The 21,313-nt window shown below is 40.8% G+C and carries 21 protein-coding genes and 1 pseudogene; 10 read left to right on the top strand and 12 right to left on the bottom strand.

The genetic code is table 11. The features are described from left to right. Nucleotides 1-4 precede the first annotated feature (4 nt). A complete protein-coding gene (locus COV43_05530) occupies nucleotides 5-289 on the bottom strand; it encodes a hypothetical protein (GenBank protein ID PIR25509.1) in 285 nt (94 codons plus the stop codon). 3 nt (nucleotides 290-292) lie between these two features. On the opposite strand from COV43_05530, the gene COV43_05525 reads away from it, so the two are divergent. Genes COV43_05525 through COV43_05515 form a run of 3 tightly spaced genes read left to right on the top strand, consistent with a single transcriptional unit; the run spans nucleotide 293 to nucleotide 3,151 of the window. Next, nucleotides 293-1,432 (top strand): two-component system response regulator, encoded by a 1,140-nt coding sequence (locus COV43_05525; GenBank protein PIR25508.1) that lies wholly within the window; start codon nucleotides 293-295, stop codon nucleotides 1,430-1,432. After that, nucleotides 1,425-2,405: a hypothetical protein gene (locus COV43_05520; protein PIR25507.1), complete on the top strand. Its 981-nt coding sequence runs from the start codon at nucleotides 1,425-1,427 to the stop codon at nucleotides 2,403-2,405. The genes COV43_05525 and COV43_05520 overlap by 8 nt, the downstream gene beginning before the upstream one ends. 5 nt (nucleotides 2,406-2,410) lie before the next feature. Then, nucleotides 2,411-3,151, top strand: a complete 741-nt coding sequence (locus COV43_05515) for a hypothetical protein (protein ID PIR25506.1) — start codon at nucleotides 2,411-2,413, stop codon at nucleotides 3,149-3,151. 1 nt (nucleotide 3,152) lies between these two features. On the opposite strand, the gene COV43_05510 is transcribed toward COV43_05515, so the two are convergent. The 7 genes from COV43_05510 to COV43_05480 all read right to left on the bottom strand — a co-directional run bounded on the left by COV43_05510 (nucleotide 3,153) and on the right by COV43_05480 (nucleotide 10,922). Further along, a complete protein-coding gene (locus tag COV43_05510) occupies nucleotides 3,153-4,655 on the bottom strand; it encodes a SpoVR family protein (GenBank protein ID PIR25505.1) in 1,503 nt (500 codons plus the stop codon). A 2-nt stretch (nucleotides 4,656-4,657) separates the two neighbouring features. Next, on the bottom strand, nucleotides 4,658-5,755 hold the full coding sequence (locus COV43_05505) for a hypothetical protein (protein PIR25504.1): 1,098 nt from the start codon (nucleotides 5,753-5,755) through the stop codon (nucleotides 4,658-4,660). Between the two features lie 25 nt (nucleotides 5,756-5,780). Continuing rightward, a complete protein-coding gene (locus COV43_05500) occupies nucleotides 5,781-7,883 on the bottom strand; it encodes a serine protein kinase (GenBank protein ID PIR25503.1) in 2,103 nt (700 codons plus the stop codon). A gap of 74 nt (nucleotides 7,884-7,957) precedes the next feature. Continuing rightward, entirely contained in the window at nucleotides 7,958-8,791 is an 834-nt protein-coding gene (locus tag COV43_05495) for a hypothetical protein (protein PIR25502.1), read from the bottom strand. 15 nt (nucleotides 8,792-8,806) lie between these two features. Further along, complete coding sequence (locus COV43_05490) at nucleotides 8,807-9,544, bottom strand: ABC transporter ATP-binding protein (GenBank protein PIR25501.1); 738 nt, start codon at nucleotides 9,542-9,544, stop codon at nucleotides 8,807-8,809. Nucleotide 9,545: 1 nt separating this feature from the next. Continuing rightward, entirely contained in the window at nucleotides 9,546-10,367 is an 822-nt protein-coding gene (locus COV43_05485) for a transporter (GenBank protein ID PIR25500.1), read from the bottom strand. A gap of 33 nt (nucleotides 10,368-10,400) precedes the next feature. Next, on the bottom strand, nucleotides 10,401-10,922 hold the full coding sequence (locus COV43_05480) for a hypothetical protein (protein ID PIR25499.1): 522 nt from the start codon (nucleotides 10,920-10,922) through the stop codon (nucleotides 10,401-10,403). 108 nt (nucleotides 10,923-11,030) lie between these two features. On the opposite strand from COV43_05480, the gene COV43_05475 reads away from it, so the two are divergent. The 7 genes and pseudogenes from COV43_05475 to COV43_05445 all read left to right on the top strand — a co-directional run bounded on the left by COV43_05475 (nucleotide 11,031) and on the right by COV43_05445 (nucleotide 17,570). Then, on the top strand, nucleotides 11,031-11,711 hold the full coding sequence (locus tag COV43_05475) for a YggS family pyridoxal phosphate-dependent enzyme (protein PIR25498.1): 681 nt from the start codon (nucleotides 11,031-11,033) through the stop codon (nucleotides 11,709-11,711). An 86-nt stretch (nucleotides 11,712-11,797) separates the two neighbouring features. Continuing rightward, entirely contained in the window at nucleotides 11,798-12,103 is a 306-nt protein-coding gene (locus COV43_05470) for a hypothetical protein (GenBank protein ID PIR25497.1), read from the top strand. Then, nucleotides 12,104-12,421: a YggU family protein gene (locus COV43_05465; protein ID PIR25496.1), complete on the top strand. Its 318-nt coding sequence runs from the start codon at nucleotides 12,104-12,106 to the stop codon at nucleotides 12,419-12,421. A 160-nt stretch (nucleotides 12,422-12,581) separates the two neighbouring features. After that, a pseudogene (locus tag COV43_05460) lies at nucleotides 12,582-12,826 on the top strand (transcriptional regulator). Between the two features lie 54 nt (nucleotides 12,827-12,880). After that, a complete protein-coding gene (locus tag COV43_05455; GenBank protein PIR25495.1) occupies nucleotides 12,881-13,492 on the top strand; it encodes a hypothetical protein in 612 nt (203 codons plus the stop codon). Nucleotides 13,493-13,507: 15 nt separating this feature from the next. Next, complete coding sequence (locus COV43_05450) at nucleotides 13,508-16,168, top strand: hypothetical protein (GenBank protein ID PIR25494.1); 2,661 nt, start codon at nucleotides 13,508-13,510, stop codon at nucleotides 16,166-16,168. A gap of 16 nt (nucleotides 16,169-16,184) precedes the next feature. Continuing rightward, nucleotides 16,185-17,570, top strand: a complete 1,386-nt coding sequence (locus tag COV43_05445) for a Fis family transcriptional regulator (GenBank protein ID PIR25493.1) — start codon at nucleotides 16,185-16,187, stop codon at nucleotides 17,568-17,570. 203 nt (nucleotides 17,571-17,773) lie between these two features. On the opposite strand, the gene COV43_05440 is transcribed toward COV43_05445, so the two are convergent. Genes COV43_05440 through COV43_05425 form a run of 4 tightly spaced genes read right to left on the bottom strand, consistent with a single transcriptional unit; the run spans nucleotide 17,774 to nucleotide 21,218 of the window. Further along, entirely contained in the window at nucleotides 17,774-18,334 is a 561-nt protein-coding gene (locus tag COV43_05440) for a hypothetical protein (GenBank protein PIR25492.1), read from the bottom strand. Nucleotides 18,335-18,341: 7 nt separating this feature from the next. Then, on the bottom strand, nucleotides 18,342-19,250 hold the full coding sequence (locus COV43_05435; GenBank protein ID PIR25491.1) for a hypothetical protein: 909 nt from the start codon (nucleotides 19,248-19,250) through the stop codon (nucleotides 18,342-18,344). A 3-nt stretch (nucleotides 19,251-19,253) separates the two neighbouring features. Next, nucleotides 19,254-20,033: a hypothetical protein gene (locus tag COV43_05430; protein ID PIR25490.1), complete on the bottom strand. Its 780-nt coding sequence runs from the start codon at nucleotides 20,031-20,033 to the stop codon at nucleotides 19,254-19,256. Nucleotides 20,034-20,057: 24 nt separating this feature from the next. Next, nucleotides 20,058-21,218: a hypothetical protein gene (locus COV43_05425; protein ID PIR25489.1), complete on the bottom strand. Its 1,161-nt coding sequence runs from the start codon at nucleotides 21,216-21,218 to the stop codon at nucleotides 20,058-20,060. Between the last annotated feature and the right edge of the window lie 95 nt (nucleotides 21,219-21,313).

Raw genomic sequence — 21,313 nt, 5'->3', positions numbered from 1 at the left:
ACAATTACTTTTTCACTTTCTTTCCTTCTTCTAATTCTTTTTTCACTAAGTCTTCCATTTTTTCTCTATCTTCATCGCTAATGGTGTCTGACATTTCTTCGCCAACTGCCTTCATCGCCTCACCAACCAACACTCGCAGGTCTTTCATGCCTTCTTTCACTTCTTTATTTTCACTCAAGCTATGATAATAATCCTGAATGGTTTTTCCATTAATTTTGTAACCAGTCACTGCAAACACAGCAACCGCAATAACAACAATAAGAAGAATTAATCGCAAAAGACGAAACATATTTTGCTCCTTTATGTGAGTTTTCTCATGGTGAAGAAGGAAAAAAGTATTTTCGAACACCGAGTGGAATGGAACTATCGCACTTTTCCAATTCAAGCAAGCAGAGTTGAGAGAAAAATGGGAAATCACACAGCTATCCCTTGCACTCCACAAACGCATTTGCTAGGCATGTGCCCCATGATCATCAAAACAAGACGAACTCCACGCATCTTGATTATTGATACACAAGAAGAGCGTATTTCTTTTTTTCTTGAACAGTTAAAACCTTTTTCATTCCATTTAGATCTTGTGCGTGACGGCGACAGCGCTTTAAACACCATCCGAAAAACCACGCCAGATCTCATTTTGCTCAATCTCGTTCTTCCTTATTTATCTGGTTTTTCTGTTTTGCGCGAAGTGAAGCAAAATCCAAACACTCACTTTATTCCCGTTCTCATCACCAACCACATTCAAGATATCGAAGATAAAATTAAGGCCATTGAACTTGGGGCCAATGATTTTTCTTCGCATCCCGTCAGTCCATTAGAATTTGTGACGCGCATCAAATCGTTGCTGCACATGAAAATGCTGCATGACAATGTAGATTCAAGCGAAAGCATACTTTTTTCTCTTGCCGAAGCCTTGGAGGCAAAAGATGTCTATACCAGCGGCCACTCGAAACGGGTATCAGAGCTTTCGGTACAGCTTGCCTATTTTCTCCGTCTTCCCGACAAGGAAATTGAATACATTCGTAAGGGCGGACTGCTTCACGATATTGGAAAAATTGGTGTAAAGGAAGCCGTGCTGCTCAAACCTGGCAGACTCAGTGATGACGAAATGGACAACATCAAAACACACCCTATTAGAGGCCACGATATTTGTGCCCCTCTTAAAAGCTTGGAGCCTTGTTTGCCAATTATCCGTTCTCACCACGAACGCATTGACGGCAAAGGCTACCCCGACAATCTCTGCGGGGAAGATATTCCACTTGCAGCTCGCATTACAGCTGTTGCCGATACGTTCGATGCCATGACCGAAGACCGCCCTTACCGATCTGGCATGAGTGAAGAAAAAGCCCTTTCCATCTTCGCGAAAGAAATTGAATCTGGTCAGTGGGAACCTCGCATTGTAAAAGCTCTTCTCGAGATTAAAGGCTATGCCTAAGACTGTTTTTGTAACAGGCGCTGGCGGTTTCATTGGCTCTCATATTTGCAAGCTTCTCCTTGAAAAAAAAATTCCTGTCATCGCTCTGCTGCACCAAAACGAAACATTCCCTTCTCATCCGCTTCTCACCTGCATTTACGGAGACATTAGAAATCCTCTCGACTTAAAACGTGCTTGCAAAAAAGCCAGCTTTATCATTCATGCTGCAGCTCACACCGCTCTTTGGTCACCTTCTGCTGAAATATATTTTGATGTGAATGTGGAAGGCACCCGAAATCTCATTCGCATTGCTCGCGAAGAAAAAATTGAACGCTTTTTATATTTCTCAAGTGCCATGGTGATGGGCGCGAGTAAAAATGGAGAAAAACGTGATGAAAGCAGCTTCTGTTCACTAGCGTCAGCCGAAGGGAGTTACGAGCGGAGCAAATACCTGGCAGAACAACTGATTCTTGAAGAACTTTCGCCTTATATTCCCACTACCATTTTTCGGCCGAGCGCAGTTTTTGGCCCCGGCGACAACATACACTCTGCAACCCAAAGTATTCTTCGTGCTTTTCTAAAGCACAAATGTGTTTTTTATTACAACACCATCATAAACCTCATCGATGTACGAGACCTTGCAGCCTATTCCGTAGCAGCTCTCTTCAAATCCAGTTCTGAAGCGCTTTATATCGCAGGAGGTGAAAACATTTCACTTCGTCATCTTCTAGAAAAAATGAATATTGTTTCGGGTGAAAAAAAATTCTTCATCCATTTGCCTTACACACTTCTTTTTGTACTTGTTTTTTGTGGTGAGCACATTGCAAACATTTTGCAACGAACTCCGCTTGCACGATTATCTTTTTTGAAAGCGGTTGCAAAACCATGGCGCTTTGATAGCAGTAAACTCCAAACTCATTTTGGGATTCCAACTCATGATGTTGAAACAACGCTTAAAGACGCTCTTCACTCATATCAGCAAAGGATGAAATAAGTTTTATGATCGATGCTCTCATAACAACAATAATGAATCGACCTTATGTCTTTGCATTTTTGGCGGGATATCTTTTTCTTTCCATTCGTTTGTGGAACTTGAAACGCAGCTTGCTGTGGCTTTTCAGCGGCTATGTCATTGCCTGGTTTTCTGAATATCTCTCTATCAACTATGGTTTCCCGTACGGTTGGTATTTCTATCATTACCAAAACATGCCAGGCGAACTGCTTGTTGCTGGCGTGCCGTTTTTTGATTCCCTTTCTTATCCTTTTTTAATTTTTGCTGGATACTGCATGTCGCTTCGTCTTCAGCATTCAAATGTTTTAGCACATACTTTCACCGCCTCGCCAAGACAAGCAACTCTTCTCAGAATCACAACTGGAGCGCTTTTCACGACACTGCTTGATGTAGTAATTGATCCAATAGCTCACTTGGGAAGCAAATGGTTTTTGGGAGAAATTTACTATTATCCAAACCCTGGCTGGTATTTTGATGTGCCTCTCAGCAATTTTGCTGGTTGGTTTTTAGTTGCTGCCATTGTGATTGCAGTGAATGAATTGCTTTGGAAGCTGTTGAAAGAGCGTTTATCGTTTCAAACATCAAAACTCTGCACACTCTTTTATTTTTCAATCGCTCTCTTCAACATTATCATCACTTTTTGGATTGGCGCCTATGGCTTGGGCATCTGCAGTTCACTTATTATGGGAAGCGTTTTTTTGGTGGGATATAAGAGTAAAGACAACTGATCTAAAGTCTTTTTTCGCTGTGGTTGTGTCCATCGAAGCTTAAAATTTTTGCTGTGCCCTCTGCGATAGTTTCAAGGTGAACTGGTCGCCGCCAGAAACGGAAAAGATTTTGCATGACTTCTTTGCGATAATCATCGCGCAAATCCATTCCCTCGTGAGAATGCTTGAGCAAAAGCTCGTCTCTGCCTTGGTATCTTGCATCCACCACATGAATAATGGGCCTTCCAAAATTGGTCATCTGAAAGAGAATCTGTTGCTTCACCTTTTTAAACTCGCGCGTCACAATTTCGTATTGGTCTGCAGTGGGATTAAGTGCGTACACAAAAAGTTTATGCTGCGCACAAAATTCAGGAGTAAGAAATGTTTCTAAAAAGTTAATGTCATTGTAAATTTTTCTTACCTCGAAAATTTTCTCTCTTCCAAGTCCAAGTTTTTTATCCCATTTTTCTCGTTCTACCATATTGGTACAGTCTTCGTACTCTTTTCCAAATTTTCCTTTGTTCCAGCGATCCTCAATGTCTCGAAAAAGCTCTAAGCCAATTTTGTAAGGATTGATGGGTCCACCCTTTTGCATTGCCACTGTTCCAGAATGGTGATCGGCATAATCTATTACTTCATCATCAGTTAAAAGTTTTTCAGTCATTAATCTCGTGTGCACATAACACGCCCAGCCCTCATTAATAATTTTTGTCTGCATTTGTGGAGCAAAATAATAAGCTTCTTCACGAATGATGGACAAGACATCGTGTTGCCATCTTTCTAAAGGAGCATGCTCAAGCAAAAAGAGCATGATGTCTTTTTCAGGTTCGAGCGGAAGTTTTTGTTCACGTTCCAACTGGTCTTCAAGCTGCTGACGTTGATATTCCAGGAATTCCGGGGGATTGATAAATTTGTCTAAATAAGGCTTATCGGTATGCAGACGATGAATAATTCCAGAAGCATCTTGATGATGCTCAATTGATTTTCTGCGAATAGCTGGCGCATTGTAATCTATAAGAGTGTCGATAGAAAGACATGCATCAATAAAATCCTCAACCGTCTCTCTGCCATAACGTTCGATATGGCGAATCACTTTTGTACGGTGATTGGCCATTTCATCCATCATTTTTCGATTGGTGTGCGCAAAATAAATATTATTTTTGAAAAAATCACAGTGGCCATATACATGCGCCATCACTAATTTTTGATCCACAAGTTGATTTGAATGAAGCAAGTAAGCATAACAAGGATTATTGTTAATGACCATTTCATAAATTTTTGAAAGTCCGTAAGCATAACTTTTGCTGAGTTGCTCATACTCCATTCCAAATCTCCAGTGTGGATAACGATTTGGAAAACCACCAAATGCAGCTACTTCATTGATTTGCCGCCAGTCAAGAACTTCGAAAATAACTTCAAAAAAATCGAGCCCAAACTCTTCTGCACAAAGCTTCACTTTCTTTTTTATGGCAAGCAGTTCTGGCGAAAGGCTTGTGTCATATTTTTTATAAACAGCATGAGTCATGCTTATTTTCCTTTGCCCAAAAAAGTTTTAATGGCAGATGAAATAGATTCTCTTCCTGGAATTTTTGCTGTCACCACACGCTCATCCTCTTTAAAACGTCCTAAAAGATCTTGAAGAAATTGGCCGCTTCCGTATTCACTTTCAACTTGGCCGTAGCAAAACATATTTGAAATAGGAAGAATGCGTTCGTTTAAAATTTTAAGGCACTCTTCAGTATCATTGCCCGACCAATTATCTCCGTCCGAAAACTGAAAGGGATAAATATTCCATTCATTCGGATCATATTCTTCATCAATAAGCCTTAGCAAAAGCTTGTAGGCAGAGGAGATAATGGTACCACCACTTTCCCGAGTATGAAAAAAAGTTTCACGATCTACATCTTTTGCAACTGCATCGTGAATAATATAGCGAACATCAACTCCTGGATATTGCGAGCGAAGCCAAGTATCGATCCAAAATGAAGTGAGGCGAACAATTTCTTTTTGTTCATTTCCCATTGAACCAGACACATCCAATATATAGACAATAAGGGCTTTGCTTTTTTGTTTTGGTTTTACTTTGGCCGAACGATACACCCTGTCTTCACGCACAGGAATAATGATGGGACGCAGGGGATCATAGGTGGAGCTTGCAATTTGTCGCTTGAGGGCTTTGCGGAAAGTTCGTTTGCTATGCCGAAGACTTTCGGGACCAGCGGATGCCAAACTTGAATAGCGAAGTCCGCCTGATTCAAGTTGATCTTCACCTTTCGGTTCAATGCGTGGCAACTCAAGCTCTTCGCCTAAGAGCTCGGCAAGTTGCTCGAAATCCACTTCCACTTCAACCGAGTGTTTGCCTTCGGTATTGCCCGCTTTTCCGCCACCATCACCAGGGCCAACAGGTTCACCATCGCCACCATCTCCTTGTCCCACGCCATTTTGCTGTTTGTCTGAAAATTCAAAGTGAGGAATGGTAATGCGAGGGATAGGAATGCTGACAAGCTCATTCCCCTTTTTCCCGATGAGTTCACCTGTAGAAATAAATCTTCGGAGCTGTTTCTTTATTTTGCCCCGAACAATTTGGCGAAATCGCTGCAAGTCTTGATCAATTTTTTGAGCCATAGTTTGAAATCCAAATCACAACGCTTTACACACGAGCTGGATTTTTCTTCTCTTTAATATCACCGCGCGCAAAGATGGATGCCACATAATTGAGGACATCGGTAGCACTCGTTTCATTATAGCCATAGTATTTAATTAATCGACTTTTCACGACATCAATTTTTTTTTGCGTTTCTTTATCGGCAACATTTGAAACAAGACTTGTAAGCTTGATACTGTCTTTTTGATCTTCAAACAATTTAAGCTCTAGCGCTTTTCGCAGCCTATCGTTGGTGCGATAATCAAACACTTTTCCATCGAGAGAAAGTGCACCAATGTAGTTCATGATTTCTCGTCTGAAGTCGTCTTTTCTGCTGTCTGGAATATCGATCTTCTCTTCGATAGATCTCATCAGCCTTTCATCAGGGTCTTCATCTTGACCGGTAAACGCATTTTTCAATTTTTCTTTTTGCGTATAGGCTTTCACATTGTCGATGTAGTTGGCGCACAAACGAGAAATACCCTCTTCATCAGCCGATATCGCTCTTTGCACTTCATTTTTTACGATGTCTTCGTATTCTTCTTTCACCGCCGAAAGCAATTCACGGTATCGTTTCTTTTGTTCATCTTTGAGCAAGGAATGATTTTTCAATCCACTTTCAAGTTCATTCAGCACCATAAAGGGATTGATGCCATGACCAGAAACATCTTGAACCAACGCATTTGAAATTTTATCTTGAATATAACGCGGAGAAATTCCTTCAAGGGCTTCTCGCATTGCTTCTTTTCTCAACTCTTTTACATTGTCTTCGGTATAGCCCGGAATAGAGCGCCCGTTATAGAGTTGCAGTTTTTGCAACAAGGTTAAATTGGCTTTTTTTGGCTCTTCCAAACGTGTGAGAATTGCCCACATTGCTGCCATCTCAATCGTATGAGGTGCAATGTGTTTTCCTGGAAGACGTTCGGCGCTGTAGTCTTTTTCATAAATTTTTATTTCGGCATGAAGTTTTGTGATGTAGGGAATATCAATTTTGATGGTACGATCTCGAAGCGCTTCCATGTATTCATTGTTGAGCAATCTGCGATACTCAGCTTCGTTCGTATGACCGATAATTACTTCATCAATATCAGTTTGCGCAAATTTCTTTGGTTTCACTTTGTGCTCTTGCGACGCGCCTAGCAAATCGTACAAGAATGCCACATCTAATTTGAGCACCTCGATAAATTCAATCATTCCTCTATTGGAAATGTTGAACTCACCATCAAAATTAAAGGCACGTGGATCTGAATCTGAACCGTACTCAGCAATTTTTCTATAGTTGATGTCGCCTGTTAACTCAGTGGCATCTTGGTTTTTTTCATCTTTTGGCTGAAACGTTCCAATTCCAATTCGATCTTTTTCTGAAAGCACTAATCTTCTTACCTTAACATGGTTGTTCACCACATCATCCCATTTTCCTTTGTGGTGCTTTAATAACTCGTTGTAAATAAAACGTGAAGCTGGACACAAATCGCCCTCTACGATCACATGCTCTTCGCGAGGAAGTTTGTCGTTTATTTTAAGCAGAACTTTTTTTCGAATGTCTTCGGGGATAAGCAAAAGCGGCTCACCATTCATAGGGCACGGAATAGATTCTGCTGTTCCAAAAATGTGTTCGATGCCTTCAACACCACCACGAATCCAGGTGAAGCTGTAGAGTGCACCTTCTTCGAGTTTACTGTAACGCTCGAGACCTTTTTTCAAAAGGCGCGCAATGGTAGATTTTGCGCCACCTACAGGGCCATGCAAAAGGATGATACGTTTTTCTGGGCCATATCTTCTTGCCGCCGCTTGGAAGACATTCACCAATTTCATCAGCGGAAGGTCTAAACCATAAATGGCATCTTTTCCGTTTTCGACTGGATCTTCAAAGAAGTTATAATGAACGATGCGTTTTTTATATTCGCTGTATTCTTCACTGCCTTCTCGAATAATCATGTCATAGAGTCGTTGGAACGCCGTTCTTGCAACCTTCGGATTCTTCTCCACAATTTCCAGATAATCTGAAAAATTTCCTTCCCAGTGTAAGTCTTTGTAGTTGCTAAGTTCGTCATGGAGTCCAGCTATGTAATCCACAAGGGCGTGCCGAGTTCCGACATCGTATGACATAATTCCTCCTTTGGTGAGGGTAGAAACAGCTTTCAAAACTGCCGCTATGTTTTGATAATAGCATGATTTTTTTGCTATTTCAACACTTGCCTCTCGTTTTCTTCGAGTGTTTTTCGAATGACAGATCGAAGAAGTTTATTTCTATTTGCTCTTCCCATGAGCGTACGAAAATCGTTGTACAGTGCGGGGTCTGAGATCAACCTGCCCAATGTTCCTTCTCCAGATTCTAAATCACTGGCCACATGCTTAAGCGATTCTAATGTTTTTCCCAAATCACCAGCAACGGCTCCGCCTTCTTTATCAAAAATAAGGCTGTGAATTGCTCCATCACCTTTTTCAATTTCTTCCAACGTTTTTCTCAACGATGAAACAATCATCCTTAAATCACCTTCTTTATCTCCATCTTTTCTTAGAAGATCTCGAACAGATGCTGAAAGTTCATTCAAATTATTGATAAGCACATTCGACTTTTCAAAGACGGATGCCATGTCGCCAATTGTTTCGGTGTTCATGTAATCATCAGCGGAAAGCTTTGCAGCATCAGTACTTCCCACTGAAATAAAAATATACTTATCACCAAGCAAACCCTGTGTACGAATAGAAGCCTTGCTATCCACGCGAAGATAGTCTTGATATTTTTCTTCTACTCGAAGTTTGATGTTTACCTTTTTATCTTCAAGTGTTTTTGGCAGCATAATCTCGTCAACAGTTCCAATTCGCACTCCTGCAAGTTGAACGGCAGCACCTGGTCTCAATCCACTTGCTGATATAAATTGTGCGTTCAAAGCATATTCTTTTTGAAAAAGTCCGGCATCTTCCCCCAGCATAAAAATGCTCAGCATCAAGAGAGAAAGACCCAGAACAACAAAAATTCCTACTCGTACTTCTGTCATTTTTTCTTTTTTCATAAAATATCCTTAGCTTTACTCTTCGAGTTCACCATTTAAAAAACCTTGAACTACTTCATCTGTTGAATGCTTCGCCTCTTCTTTGGTTCCTACAAAACGAAATGAATGATTTTTCAATAAAGCAAATCGATCGCTAATAAAAAACGCGCTTTCTATATCATGCGTTACGGCTATGGAAGTAACCGAAAGTTTTTTCTGCAATTCTTTAATAAGATGATTGATTCTTTTTGTATTCGCTGGATCAAGACCTGTTGTAGGTTCATCATACAAAATTATTTCAGGGTCAGTTGCTATGGCACGCGCTAGGCCAACTCGTTTTTTCATTCCTCCCGATAATTCCGAAGGATACAAATCCAAGCTGTCGGGAAGTCCAACCAGGGAAAGCTTTTCCTGAACGCGCTGTTCCAACTCATCATCTTTAAGTTTAAAATGTTGACGAAGCGGATAAGCAACATTTTCTCTTACACTTAATGAATCCAATAAAGCTGCTCCTTGAAAAAGCATTCCAATTTTCTTTCGCATTTCAGTGAGTCGTTGTTCATTCATCTCAACAATATTTTCACCTCGATAAAAGATTTCACCCTCATCAGGCTTCATCACTCCAAGTAACAATTTGAGAAACACCGACTTTCCTGTTCCGCTTCCTCCCAGAATAGTAATGGTTTCTCCTTCTTTTACAGAAAGGCTTGTGTCCTTTAGCACGTCTTTTTGGCCAAAAGATTTAAACACCTGTTTGAATTCGATAATATCCATATTAGAAAAAGAGAAAAAGTTTCGTCAGAAAAAAATCTGATATAAAAATAATAATCGATGCATGCACTACTGCTTTTGTGGTGGAAAGCCCAACTCCTTCTGTTCCTCCCTGGGTTTTAAGACCATGATAACAAGCTGTGATGGCGATGACGTATCCAAAAAAAAGTGCTTTAAAAATTCCACTGAAAAAATCCTGAAGTAAAACCGTGTGCTTAATTTGATCGATAAAAAAGTGTGCGGTCACACCTGCTTCAGAACAAGTGATAAGCCCCGCGCCAAAAATACCAATCAAATTGGAAATAACGGTTAAAAAAGGAGCTGCCACAAGACACGAAATAACACGTGGCACCACAAGCTTTTGCACAGGGCTTGCTCCCATTGCTTCTAAAGCCAGCACCTGCTCTGTAACTACCATGGAACCAAGCTCTGCGGCGATACCACTTCCCACTCTTGCTGCAAGCATGAGGCAGGTAAGCACCGGGCTCAATTCTCTAAAAATAGCCAAGCCAACTATTTGGCCGATGTACATCTTCAGGCCAAATCGTCCAAGCCCAACTGCCAATTGAAGCGCAATCACCATTCCGGTAAAAATGGCGATCAAGCTTACAATAGAAAGTGATTTGTTTCCGATAACAAAACATTGCGCAAGTGTTTCGCGAAAGGGAAAAGGTCTGCGAAAACTTTGCGTAAATCCTTTCCAAGAAAAAAAACTCAACTCACCTACAAAGCGAAGAAAAGAAAGGACTTGAAGTCCAAGTGAAATTAAGAAGCGACGGAGAGGAGAAGAAAAAGATGAACTTTCTTCATTTTTAAGATGTTGCAATTGTCTCTCCTTCCCTCAACATGCATGAACCTCTTAAAAATGAAACCCTTCATAAAATGACTGAAAAGAAGACTGTGCTTCTTTGAATGATGCAGGGGTTGAAATGAGCACAAAATCAAAAAGGCATACATTTTTTTTCACTACTACATTTTCAATTGTGACGGCAACGCCATCTATACGGGCATTCACCGTTCTTGATGCAGCTAAGCGATTATCGAGAGAAAAAGTTCTTTCAGAAATCACAACTATATCTTCGAGCCCTTCAATTTTTTGGGTGATGAGCTGTTGGTGATTTAGGTCGTCGAAAGATGTTGAACAAAAAGCATCCGTATAAAGAGTAGTGTCTAAATGTTTATTGTAATAGGCAACAACTCTCTCCCTTGTTTCGAATGGTTTCCAAGTATCATCCAAGGTGCCAACAGTATAAAACGAATTGTGAGAAATATAAATTTTTCCGTGGCGCGCGTACTTTATACCATTAGAACGACTTGGCCCAAAAATGCAGGATGAAGAAAAAAGCAAAAAAGAAATAGCTAAAAAAACTCGTGTACGCACCTATCCCCCCGTAAAAGCAGCTATGATATAGGAAATGAGCCCGGGAAAAACAACACAAATATCGTAGTTCTCGACAGCACCTTCCAGGTTTGCTAGCTCACACGCACTATGGACGAGATTGCCAACAAAATTCTGAGGACAAAAGAAGCTCTTTCTATTGTTTGTCACAACTGTGGACGAGACCCCTCTTCAGTTCGTCTGATTGCAGTTTCCAAAAAGAAAAGCATTGCTCACATCCAAGCAGCACTCAAAGCGGGACAAATTGATTTTGGCGAAAATTATGCGCAAGAATTTCGAGACAAACAAACTGAACTCGCCTCACAAAAAATCGTTTGGCATTTCATAGGTCATCTCCAAAAAAATAAAGTGAAGTATATTGCCCCACACGCAGAATGGATTCACACGCTTGATTCTTTTGAACTTGCACAAGTTCTTGAACAAAAAGCTTCAAGGAACCTTAAAGTGTTACTTCAAGTAAACATTGGAGATGAAGAAAAAAAATCTGGGATAGCCGAAAAGAATCTTTTAAACGTGGCCGCGCAAATCTTTTCTCACACTACCTTAGAGGTGAGAGGCCTCATGTGCATTCCTCCTTTTTCCGAGAAACCTGAAGACTCACGCCCTTACTTTGTAAGGCTTAGAAAATTGTTGGATGAACTGAACCTAAAGCTAAAACCAAAAACTGAAATGACAGAACTTTCTATGGGTATGAGTCATGACTACCAAATAGCTCTCGAAGAGGGAGCCAGCATGATTCGCCTTGGCAGCGCCATTTTTGGAGAACGTTAAAAAAACCTAGATCTTTTTAACGTCACCGAGTAAAAACCTCGAAAATTTATCTCTTACGTTTTCACAAACTCCGATAAAGGAAAACCATGAGCGCACTTGCCTATCTTCTTCTCTCCATTGCAAAAGTTTTGAGCATCGTCATCGACCTCTACACTTATGTGATTATTATCTCTTCGTTGCTCAGTTGGGTAAGCCCCGACCCCAGCAATCCTATCGTGCGCATTCTCCACGCGCTCACTACTCCAGTGTATGCCTTCATCCGAAGACACCTTCCGCGCAAACTCCTCTACCTTCCCATCGATATTTCACCTCTTATTGCCTTGCTTCTCCTCGTTCTCTTCGAAAACTTTTTCATTCGCCTTCTCACTTCTTACGCCATACGGTTAATGTAGATGAATACTGCACTTCCCGCCTATCTCAAAATGGTGAAAGGTGAACTTGTCTTGCATGTTTACGTTTCACCAAACGCAAAAAAAGAATGTGTGATGGGAATGAGAGAAAGTCTTCCCCACATTAGCCTCAAAGCTCCTGCGCATGATGGAAAAGCCAACAAGGCCTTGATACGCTTCCTCTCAAAGAGCTTGAGAGTAAAGCAATCAGCCTTGGAACTGGTTCAGGGCGAAAAAAGTAGATCCAAAAAAATTGCATTATACGGCTTAAAAGCCAGTGAAATCATAGACTTCATTCAGCACGAACTGGAAAAAAGCTAAAAGATTCGAAAAAATGTCCTGTATCCCCTTGTTTTTTAAGCTTATTTTTTTTGGTAGATTCTCTTTACATTCTCAGCAGATAGCTTAAAATGGTGACTTAAGTCCACACTTCGCTTGGAGTGTTCAGTACCCTAAAAATAGAAAAGAAGGAAAATGTCCCATGCCGTTTTATGAGTATCACTGCAAAAAATGTAATGAAAACTTTGAGTGCTTTCAAAAAATAAGTGAAAGCCCACTCACCAAAAAACCAGATTGTGCAGAATGTGATGGCACGTCCATACAAAGAATAGTTTCCCTCACCAGCTTTTCGCTTAAGGGAAGCGGTTGGTATAAAGATGGATATACAAGTTCTGCAAAAAAAGAATCGAAAGCACCTGCAGCCGACAAGGTGGAAAAAAAACCTGAGGGAAAAAAGAAAGAAACATAACCCCTCTTAGGAAATCCTCTTACGGAGAGAGTATGGTCGACAAAATTGACCGGCCAGATTTGCGGCCAACATATCGTATAAACGAATCCTCTGCTGCAGGTGACGAGCAAAGGAGAAATCAACAACAGCCCGATCAAGAAGGCGATGAAGAGTCATCGAATGCAGGCCAAGCAAAAGAGTGGGAAAAGTTTCATCAGCGATCCATCACCATCAAGCCCAGTAAAATAAAAACCGATCGCATTTTAGATTGCATCTTTAAACATGTGGTTCAACGTCAAGGCATCGCAACTCTTATTTGCACGTTGCGTTGGAAGAATGGGCAGATAACAGATGAAGCCCACATCCTGCTTTCAAAACTTGAACATTTTGTAAAACTTCAACATTTTCAAGTTGGGCAAAAAGTTCCTGACAAATACTGGAAAACTGGAGAAGAAATTGAAATTGGATTGCCACAACTTTCTGGACACTCAGGTTCTTTTCCTCTTTCGGAAAAAAAGCTGCAAAAAGTTGAAAGTCAAAAAAATGAAGAACATGAAAGCATTCAACATATTTTTTATAGCAATGGAAAAATAAATTGGATGAACATTGCAGGAGTCATTTTTCTTCTTCTGTTTTTGTTTTTCCTCTTCTTGCAGCTTACTTAAGGGATTTTTAAACATATGAGTTTTGAATCAAAACAGTTTGGAAAATATTATCTGCTCGATAAATTAGCTGTCGGCGGCATGGCAGAAATTTATAAAGCCAAAACATTTGGCGTGGATGGTTTTGAAAAGCAGTTGGCGATAAAGCGTATCCTTCCTCATTGTGCGGCCGATAAAGATTTTATTCATATGCTTATCGATGAGGCAAAACTTTCTGTTTTGCTTTCGCACGCCAACATTGTGCAAGTATTCGACTTGGGAAAAGTTGGCGATGACTATTTTATCGCTATGGAATTTATTCATGGCGTAAATCTTCGCGACGTAGTGTACCATTGTAAAGAAAAAGGCGATAAAATCCCTCTAGAAATTGCCGTTTATATCTGTAGTGAAATTTGTAAAGGCCTCGATTACGCACACAGAAAAACTGATAACAACAATACTCCACTTCACATTGTTCATAGAGACGTAAGCCCACAAAACGTGCTCATTTCTTTTGAAGGCGAAGTAAAAATTGTGGATTTTGGTATCGCAAAAGCGGCCATGAATATTTCGCATACCATGGCAGGAATTCTCAAAGGCAAAATTGCTTACATGTCACCTGAACAAGCAATGGGGAAAACGGTTGATAGCAGAACCGATATTTTTTCAACGGGAATTCTTTTGTATGAGATGCTCACTGGTGAAAAACTTTTTACGGGTGAATCTCAATTTGAAGTCTTGAAAAAAATCAGAACGATTAAAATTGACGCTTCAAATTTAGACAAAAAAATTCCAACCGAAATAAGAGCCATCCTCGCAAAGGCTTTAGCTTATACTGTTGAAGAGCGATATGAAAATGCAGGAGATTTTCAAATTGCACTGACAAAATATCTTTATTCAAGCAATTCCGATTTTTCTCCTCGAAAATTGGCAGAATTTATTCGCAACACTTTTAAAGATGAAATCTCAGTCGAAGGTGAAAAATCTGCAAAAGAATCCGCTCTTGAGCAACAAACTTCTTCAATGAGCATTCGCGAAAGTGCAAAGCAAGTTGAACTGGTGCATCGCACCCCTACTCCACAAAAAGCTAGGGCCTTGGACGCAGAAATCACACAAGGCAGCGCATCTGGCGAAGAAACCACCAGCAGATCCGGAGGAAAGCAAAAAACTTCGCGCAATTATCTTAAACCTGTCTTGGCACTTTTAGTATTGATAAGCCTTGCAGCTTCATTTGCCTTTTTTCCCAAACTTCAGTTTTGGAAAAAAAGTGAAAGCCCTGTTAGCTCAATACTTCAAGGAAGTATCGAAGTTCGTTCAACTCCAAGCGGCGCTTCCATCCTCATCGATGGCGAAAAAACTTATCAAACAACACCCGCAACTTTAAGTGAAATTACACTTGATGAAGAGCATACAGTTCGCCTCGAACTGGATAAGCACAATCCACTTGAAGACAAATTCACGCTTAAAGACAGAACGACAAAAGAATTAAGATACAGAATGGAAGCAGCAACGGGATCAATGAACATTATCACCGATCCATCAGAAGCAGCTATATCAATAGATGGAAGACTCACCGGCATGACCACTCCAGCTACCGTTGAAAACTTGCCGCTCAATACCGATTTGAAGATCACACTTTCAAAACCTGACTATGAGGATTTTGAACAAACGGTAAATCTTACAAATTCAAAACCTCAAAAAATTTCAAAAACCCTTTCACGTTTACAAAGCAATCAAGGTTCTGTTTTCATTAGCTCCACTCCAGCTGGCGCCTCGGTTTATATCGATGATACTGAAACAGGAAGAACAACTCCTGCCACCATTGGAAATATCGACTTCGGCAAACACAAAGTGGAATTAAAGATGAAGGGTTTTACTTCGTGGTCGCAAAGCATTGATGTTGCTGGAACAAAAACGCTTCAACTTGAAGCTTCACTTGCTTCAACCGAACAAGTGAAAGCAGCTGAAGAAAAGCAAGCACCAAAACCAGAAACTGCAAAACCTGCAACGCTTGCAGTCACTTCTTCTCCGGCCGGTGCAACTGTCTTTTTAGAAGGAAAGAAAAAAGGTGAAACACCGCTTTCAATCCCTGAGTTGCTCCAAGGAAAAACCTATTCTCTTCGTCTTGAAAAAGATGGCTATAAAGCCGCTTATCGAAAAAAATCACTCCAAAAAGAAAAAGAGAGCTTGAATGTAAGCCTCACTGAAGAAAAAGCTGAAGTGAAAACGCCAACTCCTGCTCCCGCAGATGAAACACCGCAAAGACAAGGTGGGAAACCTGGAAAAATTGTTCTCAAATCAAATCCTTCAAATGCCGATGTCTTCATAAACGGAGACCCAAAAGGAACTACACCTCTTACCGTAAGCGTTGATCCTGGAAATGTTTCCATTATTGTCACCAAAGAAGGAAGAGCGCGTTTCGTGAAAAAAATGAAGCTGAAGTCTGGAGAAACCATTAATTTAAGTAACATTACGTTGGGTGATCTCTATGGTGAGGTGAGCATTTCCACCACACCTCCAGGTGCATCAGTTGTTATTGATGGGCAAAACACTCCACCTACTCCTGTTATTGTAAAAAAAGTTCGAACTGACCAACCTCATACAATTGAAGTAAAACTCAAAGGGTACAAAACTTGGAAACGAACTTTCGATATGGATAGCTCAGGTGAAACAAGATTTAATATCATCCTCGAAAAATAGATGTAAGGAGCAGCTTATGGCTACAAAAGATTTTGAAAGCAAAACGGAACTTCTCAAACTTGAAGACGGACCTGAAGTTATTTCTCTTAGAAAATGTCAGCTCATTGTTACTGATGGTGCAACGCGTGGAAAAAAAATCACGCTTTCCAAAGATAAAATGAGTATTGGAAAACGTGAAGACAATGATTTGGTTGTTGCCGATAAAACTGTCTCCCGTAAACACTTCGAGATTGATTATGTTGATGATGCTTTTTTACTTCGTGATCTTGGCTCTACAAATGGAACCTACCTCAATAGCTCGCGTGTAAAAGAAGTCTACTTGAGCCCTGGCGACCTTATCAAAATTGGCGGCACCACACTCGAATTTGTGGCTTTCGATGAAAAAGTTAAAATCGATCCTTCCGATCGTGAAGCATTTGGAGAACTTGTTGGCCGCAGCAGAAAAATGCGCCAGATTTTTTCAATCCTGGAAAAAATTTCACCTTCGCAAGCAACTGTTATTATCGAAGGAGAAACAGGAACGGGTAAAGATCTTGTTGCGAAAGCAATTCATGAACACAGTGGAAAAAAATCTTCGCCCTTCATTGTGTTCGATTGTTCAGCTGTAGCTGCAAATTTGATTGAGTCAGAACTTTTCGGCCACGAAAAAGGTTCATTCACTGGCGCTCACAAATCCAGACGTGGTGCTTTTGAAGCTGCAAGTGGCGGAATTATTTTCTTGGACGAGATTGGTGAGCTCGCTTCAGATTTGCAGCCAAAACTCTTGAGAGCTTTGGAGCAAAGAGAAATTAGACGCGTTGGAAGTAATGTGCCCGTAAAGATAGACGTACGCGTCATTTGCGCCACCAATAGAAATTTACGCAAAGAAGTTCAAGCTGGAAATTTTAGAGAAGATCTTTACTATCGTCTTTCCGTTGTTAAAATTCTCATTCCCTCTCTTCGCGAAAGACCTGAAGACATTCCCTTAATTGTTGAGCATTTTTTAAAGGAAAGACCCTTCAACAAAAATACAGATGGCACTCTCCGCGTAACTAAAGTGGAAGATGAAGCTTTAAAAATGTTTTCACGCTACGAATGGCCGGGAAATGTGCGAGAATTGCACAACGTAGTGGAACGCGCGGTTTCTTTCGCAGATGGAAACACACTCACGCGAAAAAATTTGGAGTATATTTTTGCCGAACTTGAACATGGTGAAGAACGCACCGAACGGATGACTATTGACTCAGATATTCCCTTCAAAGATGCAAAACAACATGTAGTGGAAAACTTCGAACGCGAATATTTAACGGAACTGTTAAAGCAGCATAACTACAATCTTTCAAAAGCTTCACGCGAAGCCCAAATAGATCGAAAGCATTTGAGAAATTTGGTGAAGAAATATGATATTCCAACTAAAGAATAATGTTTTCAGAAGTGAAGCGATACTGATTTTCCATTTCAGAAAAATTTTCTTTCCTTTGTGAGAGCGCACTTTTGAGACCTTCATCTCTTGAACAGCCTTAAAGAAAATGATGAAGGTCGAAATGTTGGATGATATTTCTGCGGCGCTTGAGCGGAAATATCAGAGCGACGCAAAGGAAAGAAAATTTTTCTCTCAATTCAAAATCATTTTCCGGAACGGGATTTTCTGGCTCGCTTTAGCACACTTTCTTTATCGGCTTCCAGCGAACATTTGATAGCAATCACAAGAGAGCGGGCGCGGTTCGCCCACAAGTTTGCACCTGACATGTCGTGCAAAATAGCAGACTTAAAATCTTCAGCTGCTTTGCGGTAATTTTTGTGGCGAAGATAAATTTCTCCACGATTTACAAGAGCTGAAATATCGTGAGGATTTAATTCTAAGGCTTGAGAATATTCCAAAATTGCTTCCACAGGCCTTTCCAAACGTTGATGAATAGAACCCAGCATCGCATGAAAATAGGCATTACGATGATCAAGCACACTTAAACCTCTAAAAATCTTTTCAGCCTCTTCCAAACGGCCATGACTCAACTTTACAAATCCCACTTCTGCCAAATTGATCAACTCACGTTTTTTCACGCCTGTCATTTCGGCATAACTCACCTTATCATCCATAAGCGCATACAAGACATCAATGAGATGCTTACGACGCGGCGGCGTAGGATCTATAATCTGCGTACTTTTTGAAGGTTCAGCTGTCTGCATGATTTGTTTATCCTTGTCCGCTGACTTTGCGCGAAATTTCGTTTGAAGTACGGAAATAGTCTTGCACTGTACTTTGTGCAAACTCAAGATCTGAAGCAACTCCTTGAACCAAACTTTGAAAATCGCTGGTCAATTGATTCAAGCTGAAGTTTTCTTGTCTTGTATCGGCTTGGGCTTTGCTTAAATCTTTTACATCGGTACTTGTTCCAAGATCTTCTTGAATTTTGTTAAGCTTCTCATTGGTAAGCGCCATCTCTTTTCCAATGCGGCTCATGTAAATGCCTTTTTTGAGCATTACTTTTTTAGTCAAGGCAACAATAATCAACGCTGGATTTCCAGAACGTTTTGCGATTTCAATTTCTTTTTTAATTTCAGCCATACGCCTTTTGTAGTCGGACATCATTTGTTGATCGTAAACTCTATCCATAAGTTCAAACAAGGTTGATTCAACATCATTTTTTGTTCTTTTTTGGAGATCTTGAAGTTCCTCTTTGCTTAATGGTGTTCCTGCATGCGCCGCATCTTGTTCGCCTTCAACATGTTCCGCACGAACGTTTCCAGCACCTTTAATGTTCATTGCACGCGGACTCGCCATGCCTTCAAGCGCAAGAGCCAATTCTTTTTGTTCCTCTTCAGTCAAGCGCACCCCTGATTCATGCGCTACAAACATACTGGGATCTGGCGCTGGCATTGATGCTTTGTGCGCGAAAGATTGCTCTGTATCTTGAAGTAGTTGGTGATAATATGCACCTTGACCACGAAAATAATCTTGAATATCTCCCGCAGAAACACCTTCGGGAAGATTCCGAAGGACTTCATAAATATTTCCTTCTTTGAGCGCATCAAGAACCTTCTGCCGCTCTTCAGTCTGCCCTAGACGCTGACTTCCCGTCTGCGATCTAATTTCAGTAACCATATGTTAATCCTTTTTTTGTGCAGCTTGTTTTTTTTCAAGTTGCTGCATCAAAATACGTGCGCGATTCACCCACTTGTTTTCATCGCTTTCATCAAGTGAAAGAGCTTTTTCTAAATCAGCTTTGGCTTTGTCCAAAAGACCATGCATAAGATAAATTTCTCCACGATGCGTATGGCTTGGAATATCGTTTGGAGAAAGTTCAATAGCTTGCGAGTATTCGGTAAGCGCTTCGGCATAACGTTTTTGCCGGTGAAGAATGGAACCCAACATGGAATGATAATAAGCATTGTTCCAATCTAAAACGGTAAGCACTTTGAAAATGCGCTCGGCATCTTCGTATCTTCCCATTTTAAACTGATGATAGCCGAAGTCGGTCATTTCCATCAGCGCTTCGATGCTAAAGTTGAACAAGTCTCCCCACGCAATATCGCCGCGAAGGTAGGCGCGCATTTTCTCGGCACTAGCTTCAAGCTCTTCGGGAGGCACATCTTTATACTCCTCTTCGAGCTTGCGCATGTATTCAGCCACTTGGCGCTTGGCCTCTTCTTCTGGCATGGCCTCATCAAAGCCAATACGGAATGCGGATGCTTTCGCCGGCTTTTCTTTTTTGTCTTTTCCCATAGGACTTATCTCCAAAAAGCCTGTAAAATCGCAGACTTCTTGATTATGCCAAATATATTCCGTTTTTTCCATTCTTTTAGACAACCTTTCGTTCTTTCTTCGCTTTTTGTCATTATACGCCGTAAAAAGAGGGGGATTGTACTTTTGAAGCACATCCCCCATCTTGCCAGCGCCATACGGTATCCTTTATCCAAAACGAGACATGTTTCGAAGCACTCTGCCTTTGGCTTCCAAAATACCCTTTAAGGTGTTGTTCATCGTTTCCACCACGATAGCCATGTCTTCCATATTTTGCGCGATCATTTTTTGCGAAAGTTCCAACGATTTACTGTCTTGTGTGTATTTACTCTGCGCCTTCGTCATTTCAAAAGCTGCATTTGGATCGTTGGGGTCAATTTTTGTATTTTGCAAAATAGCTAAGTTTTCTTTGTTTTGATTTTCAATCTGAATCAAACGCGTTCCCATATCCACCAATGATTTACCTCGGCTTTTGGAAACGATGTAATTCACCACTTTGAAAAACTCGAACATGTATTCGAGTTCACCTGTCATCGCTTGCTTTGCCAGCTTATGGAAAAGGCGTAACAGTTCCTGACCACGTCGTTGATTCTGAGAAATTTGATCGAAGTTATTGAGAGCGATATCATCAAGTGCGCCAGCTCGAAGAAAAGCATCACTTGGAAAGTTTTCGCCATCACCAGTTCCTTGCGCTCTCACGCCAGGGCTTTGCAATTGTGGAAGACTGAGTGCTCTGGAAGCATTCTGCCCTCTTGCATTTTGGGCTGTGTTTGCTCCGCCACGCCCATTTGCCATGGCACGTGTTTGCGGACGAAGTGACTTTTGCTGAGCATGCAATTCTTCCGGGATGTCCATACCTGCAGCTTCAAACATTTCATCTTTAAGCAATGCGGTTTGATCAAATTTTTTTGCCAACGTTGTAGCTTGATTAAGAAAAGTTTTGAGAGCAGCTTGTGTTGTGCTTAACTTTGCTTGAAGCAGTTGTCTATTTTTTGTATCTTCAGCAGTTGTGCCATCTTTAACGGCTTCAAGAGCGCTTTTAAGCGTCTCAGCTTCTTTTGTGAGAGTTTCAATTCTTTCCATTAAAACTTTTAGCTGCTCAACACTTGCTTCTGAAGGATTAAGTGGTTGAGCAGTAGTTGCAGTAATTGAATTAGATAAGGATACTTTCAATTCATTCCAAGTAATAGTGTCAGCGGAATTATCTTCAACTTGAATACCCTCTTTGAAATAATCCTCTATTTCATTCATCTCCTGCTCATCAATTCTGTAATCATTGCTGAGAGCTTCTTGAATTTTTTTCTGCACCCTATTTATAGTCACACTCATAACTACTCCTCATGGTTGTCCGAGGAAATGTCCCCGTCTCCCTCTTATGAATGCAATGCCAATGCCAAAGCTTTTGGCCAAACCATCTAAAATAA

This window comes from Deltaproteobacteria bacterium CG11_big_fil_rev_8_21_14_0_20_42_23 (assembly GCA_002796345.1).
Taxonomy (GTDB): Bacteria; UBA10199; UBA10199; order 2-02-FULL-44-16; family 2-02-FULL-44-16; genus 1-14-0-20-42-23.
The sequence above is the reverse complement of the archived record's forward strand: the minus strand, read 5'-3'. Positions and strand labels throughout refer to the sequence as shown.

Coding starts and splice junctions, on each gene's coding strand:
- COV43_05505 (PIR25504.1), bottom strand. CDS start 5,755: ATGGCTCAAAAAATTGATCAAGACTTGCAGCGATTTCGCCAAATTGTT.
- COV43_05450 (PIR25494.1), top strand. CDS start 13,508: ATGAGTTTTGAATCAAAACAGTTTGGAAAATATTATCTGCTCGATAAA.
- COV43_05510 (PIR25505.1), bottom strand. CDS start 4,655: ATGACTCATGCTGTTTATAAAAAATATGACACAAGCCTTTCGCCAGAA.
- COV43_05425 (PIR25489.1), bottom strand. CDS start 21,218: ATGAGTGTGACTATAAATAGGGTGCAGAAAAAAATTCAAGAAGCTCTC.
- COV43_05500 (PIR25503.1), bottom strand. CDS start 7,883: ATGTCATACGATGTCGGAACTCGGCACGCCCTTGTGGATTACATAGCT.
- COV43_05440 (PIR25492.1), bottom strand. CDS start 18,334: ATGCAGACAGCTGAACCTTCAAAAAGTACGCAGATTATAGATCCTACG.
- COV43_05520 (PIR25507.1), top strand. CDS start 1,425: ATGCCTAAGACTGTTTTTGTAACAGGCGCTGGCGGTTTCATTGGCTCT.
- COV43_05475 (PIR25498.1), top strand. CDS start 11,031: ATGGACGAGATTGCCAACAAAATTCTGAGGACAAAAGAAGCTCTTTCT.
- COV43_05455 (PIR25495.1), top strand. CDS start 12,881: ATGGTCGACAAAATTGACCGGCCAGATTTGCGGCCAACATATCGTATA.
- COV43_05515 (PIR25506.1), top strand. CDS start 2,411: ATGATCGATGCTCTCATAACAACAATAATGAATCGACCTTATGTCTTT.
- COV43_05490 (PIR25501.1), bottom strand. CDS start 9,544: ATGGATATTATCGAATTCAAACAGGTGTTTAAATCTTTTGGCCAAAAA.
- COV43_05470 (PIR25497.1), top strand. CDS start 11,798: ATGAGCGCACTTGCCTATCTTCTTCTCTCCATTGCAAAAGTTTTGAGC.
- COV43_05530 (PIR25509.1), bottom strand. CDS start 289: ATGTTTCGTCTTTTGCGATTAATTCTTCTTATTGTTGTTATTGCGGTT.
- COV43_05430 (PIR25490.1), bottom strand. CDS start 20,033: ATGGGGGATGTGCTTCAAAAGTACAATCCCCCTCTTTTTACGGCGTAT.
- COV43_05495 (PIR25502.1), bottom strand. CDS start 8,791: ATGAAAAAAGAAAAAATGACAGAAGTACGAGTAGGAATTTTTGTTGTT.
- COV43_05435 (PIR25491.1), bottom strand. CDS start 19,250: ATGGTTACTGAAATTAGATCGCAGACGGGAAGTCAGCGTCTAGGGCAG.
- COV43_05445 (PIR25493.1), top strand. CDS start 16,185: ATGGCTACAAAAGATTTTGAAAGCAAAACGGAACTTCTCAAACTTGAA.
- COV43_05465 (PIR25496.1), top strand. CDS start 12,104: ATGAATACTGCACTTCCCGCCTATCTCAAAATGGTGAAAGGTGAACTT.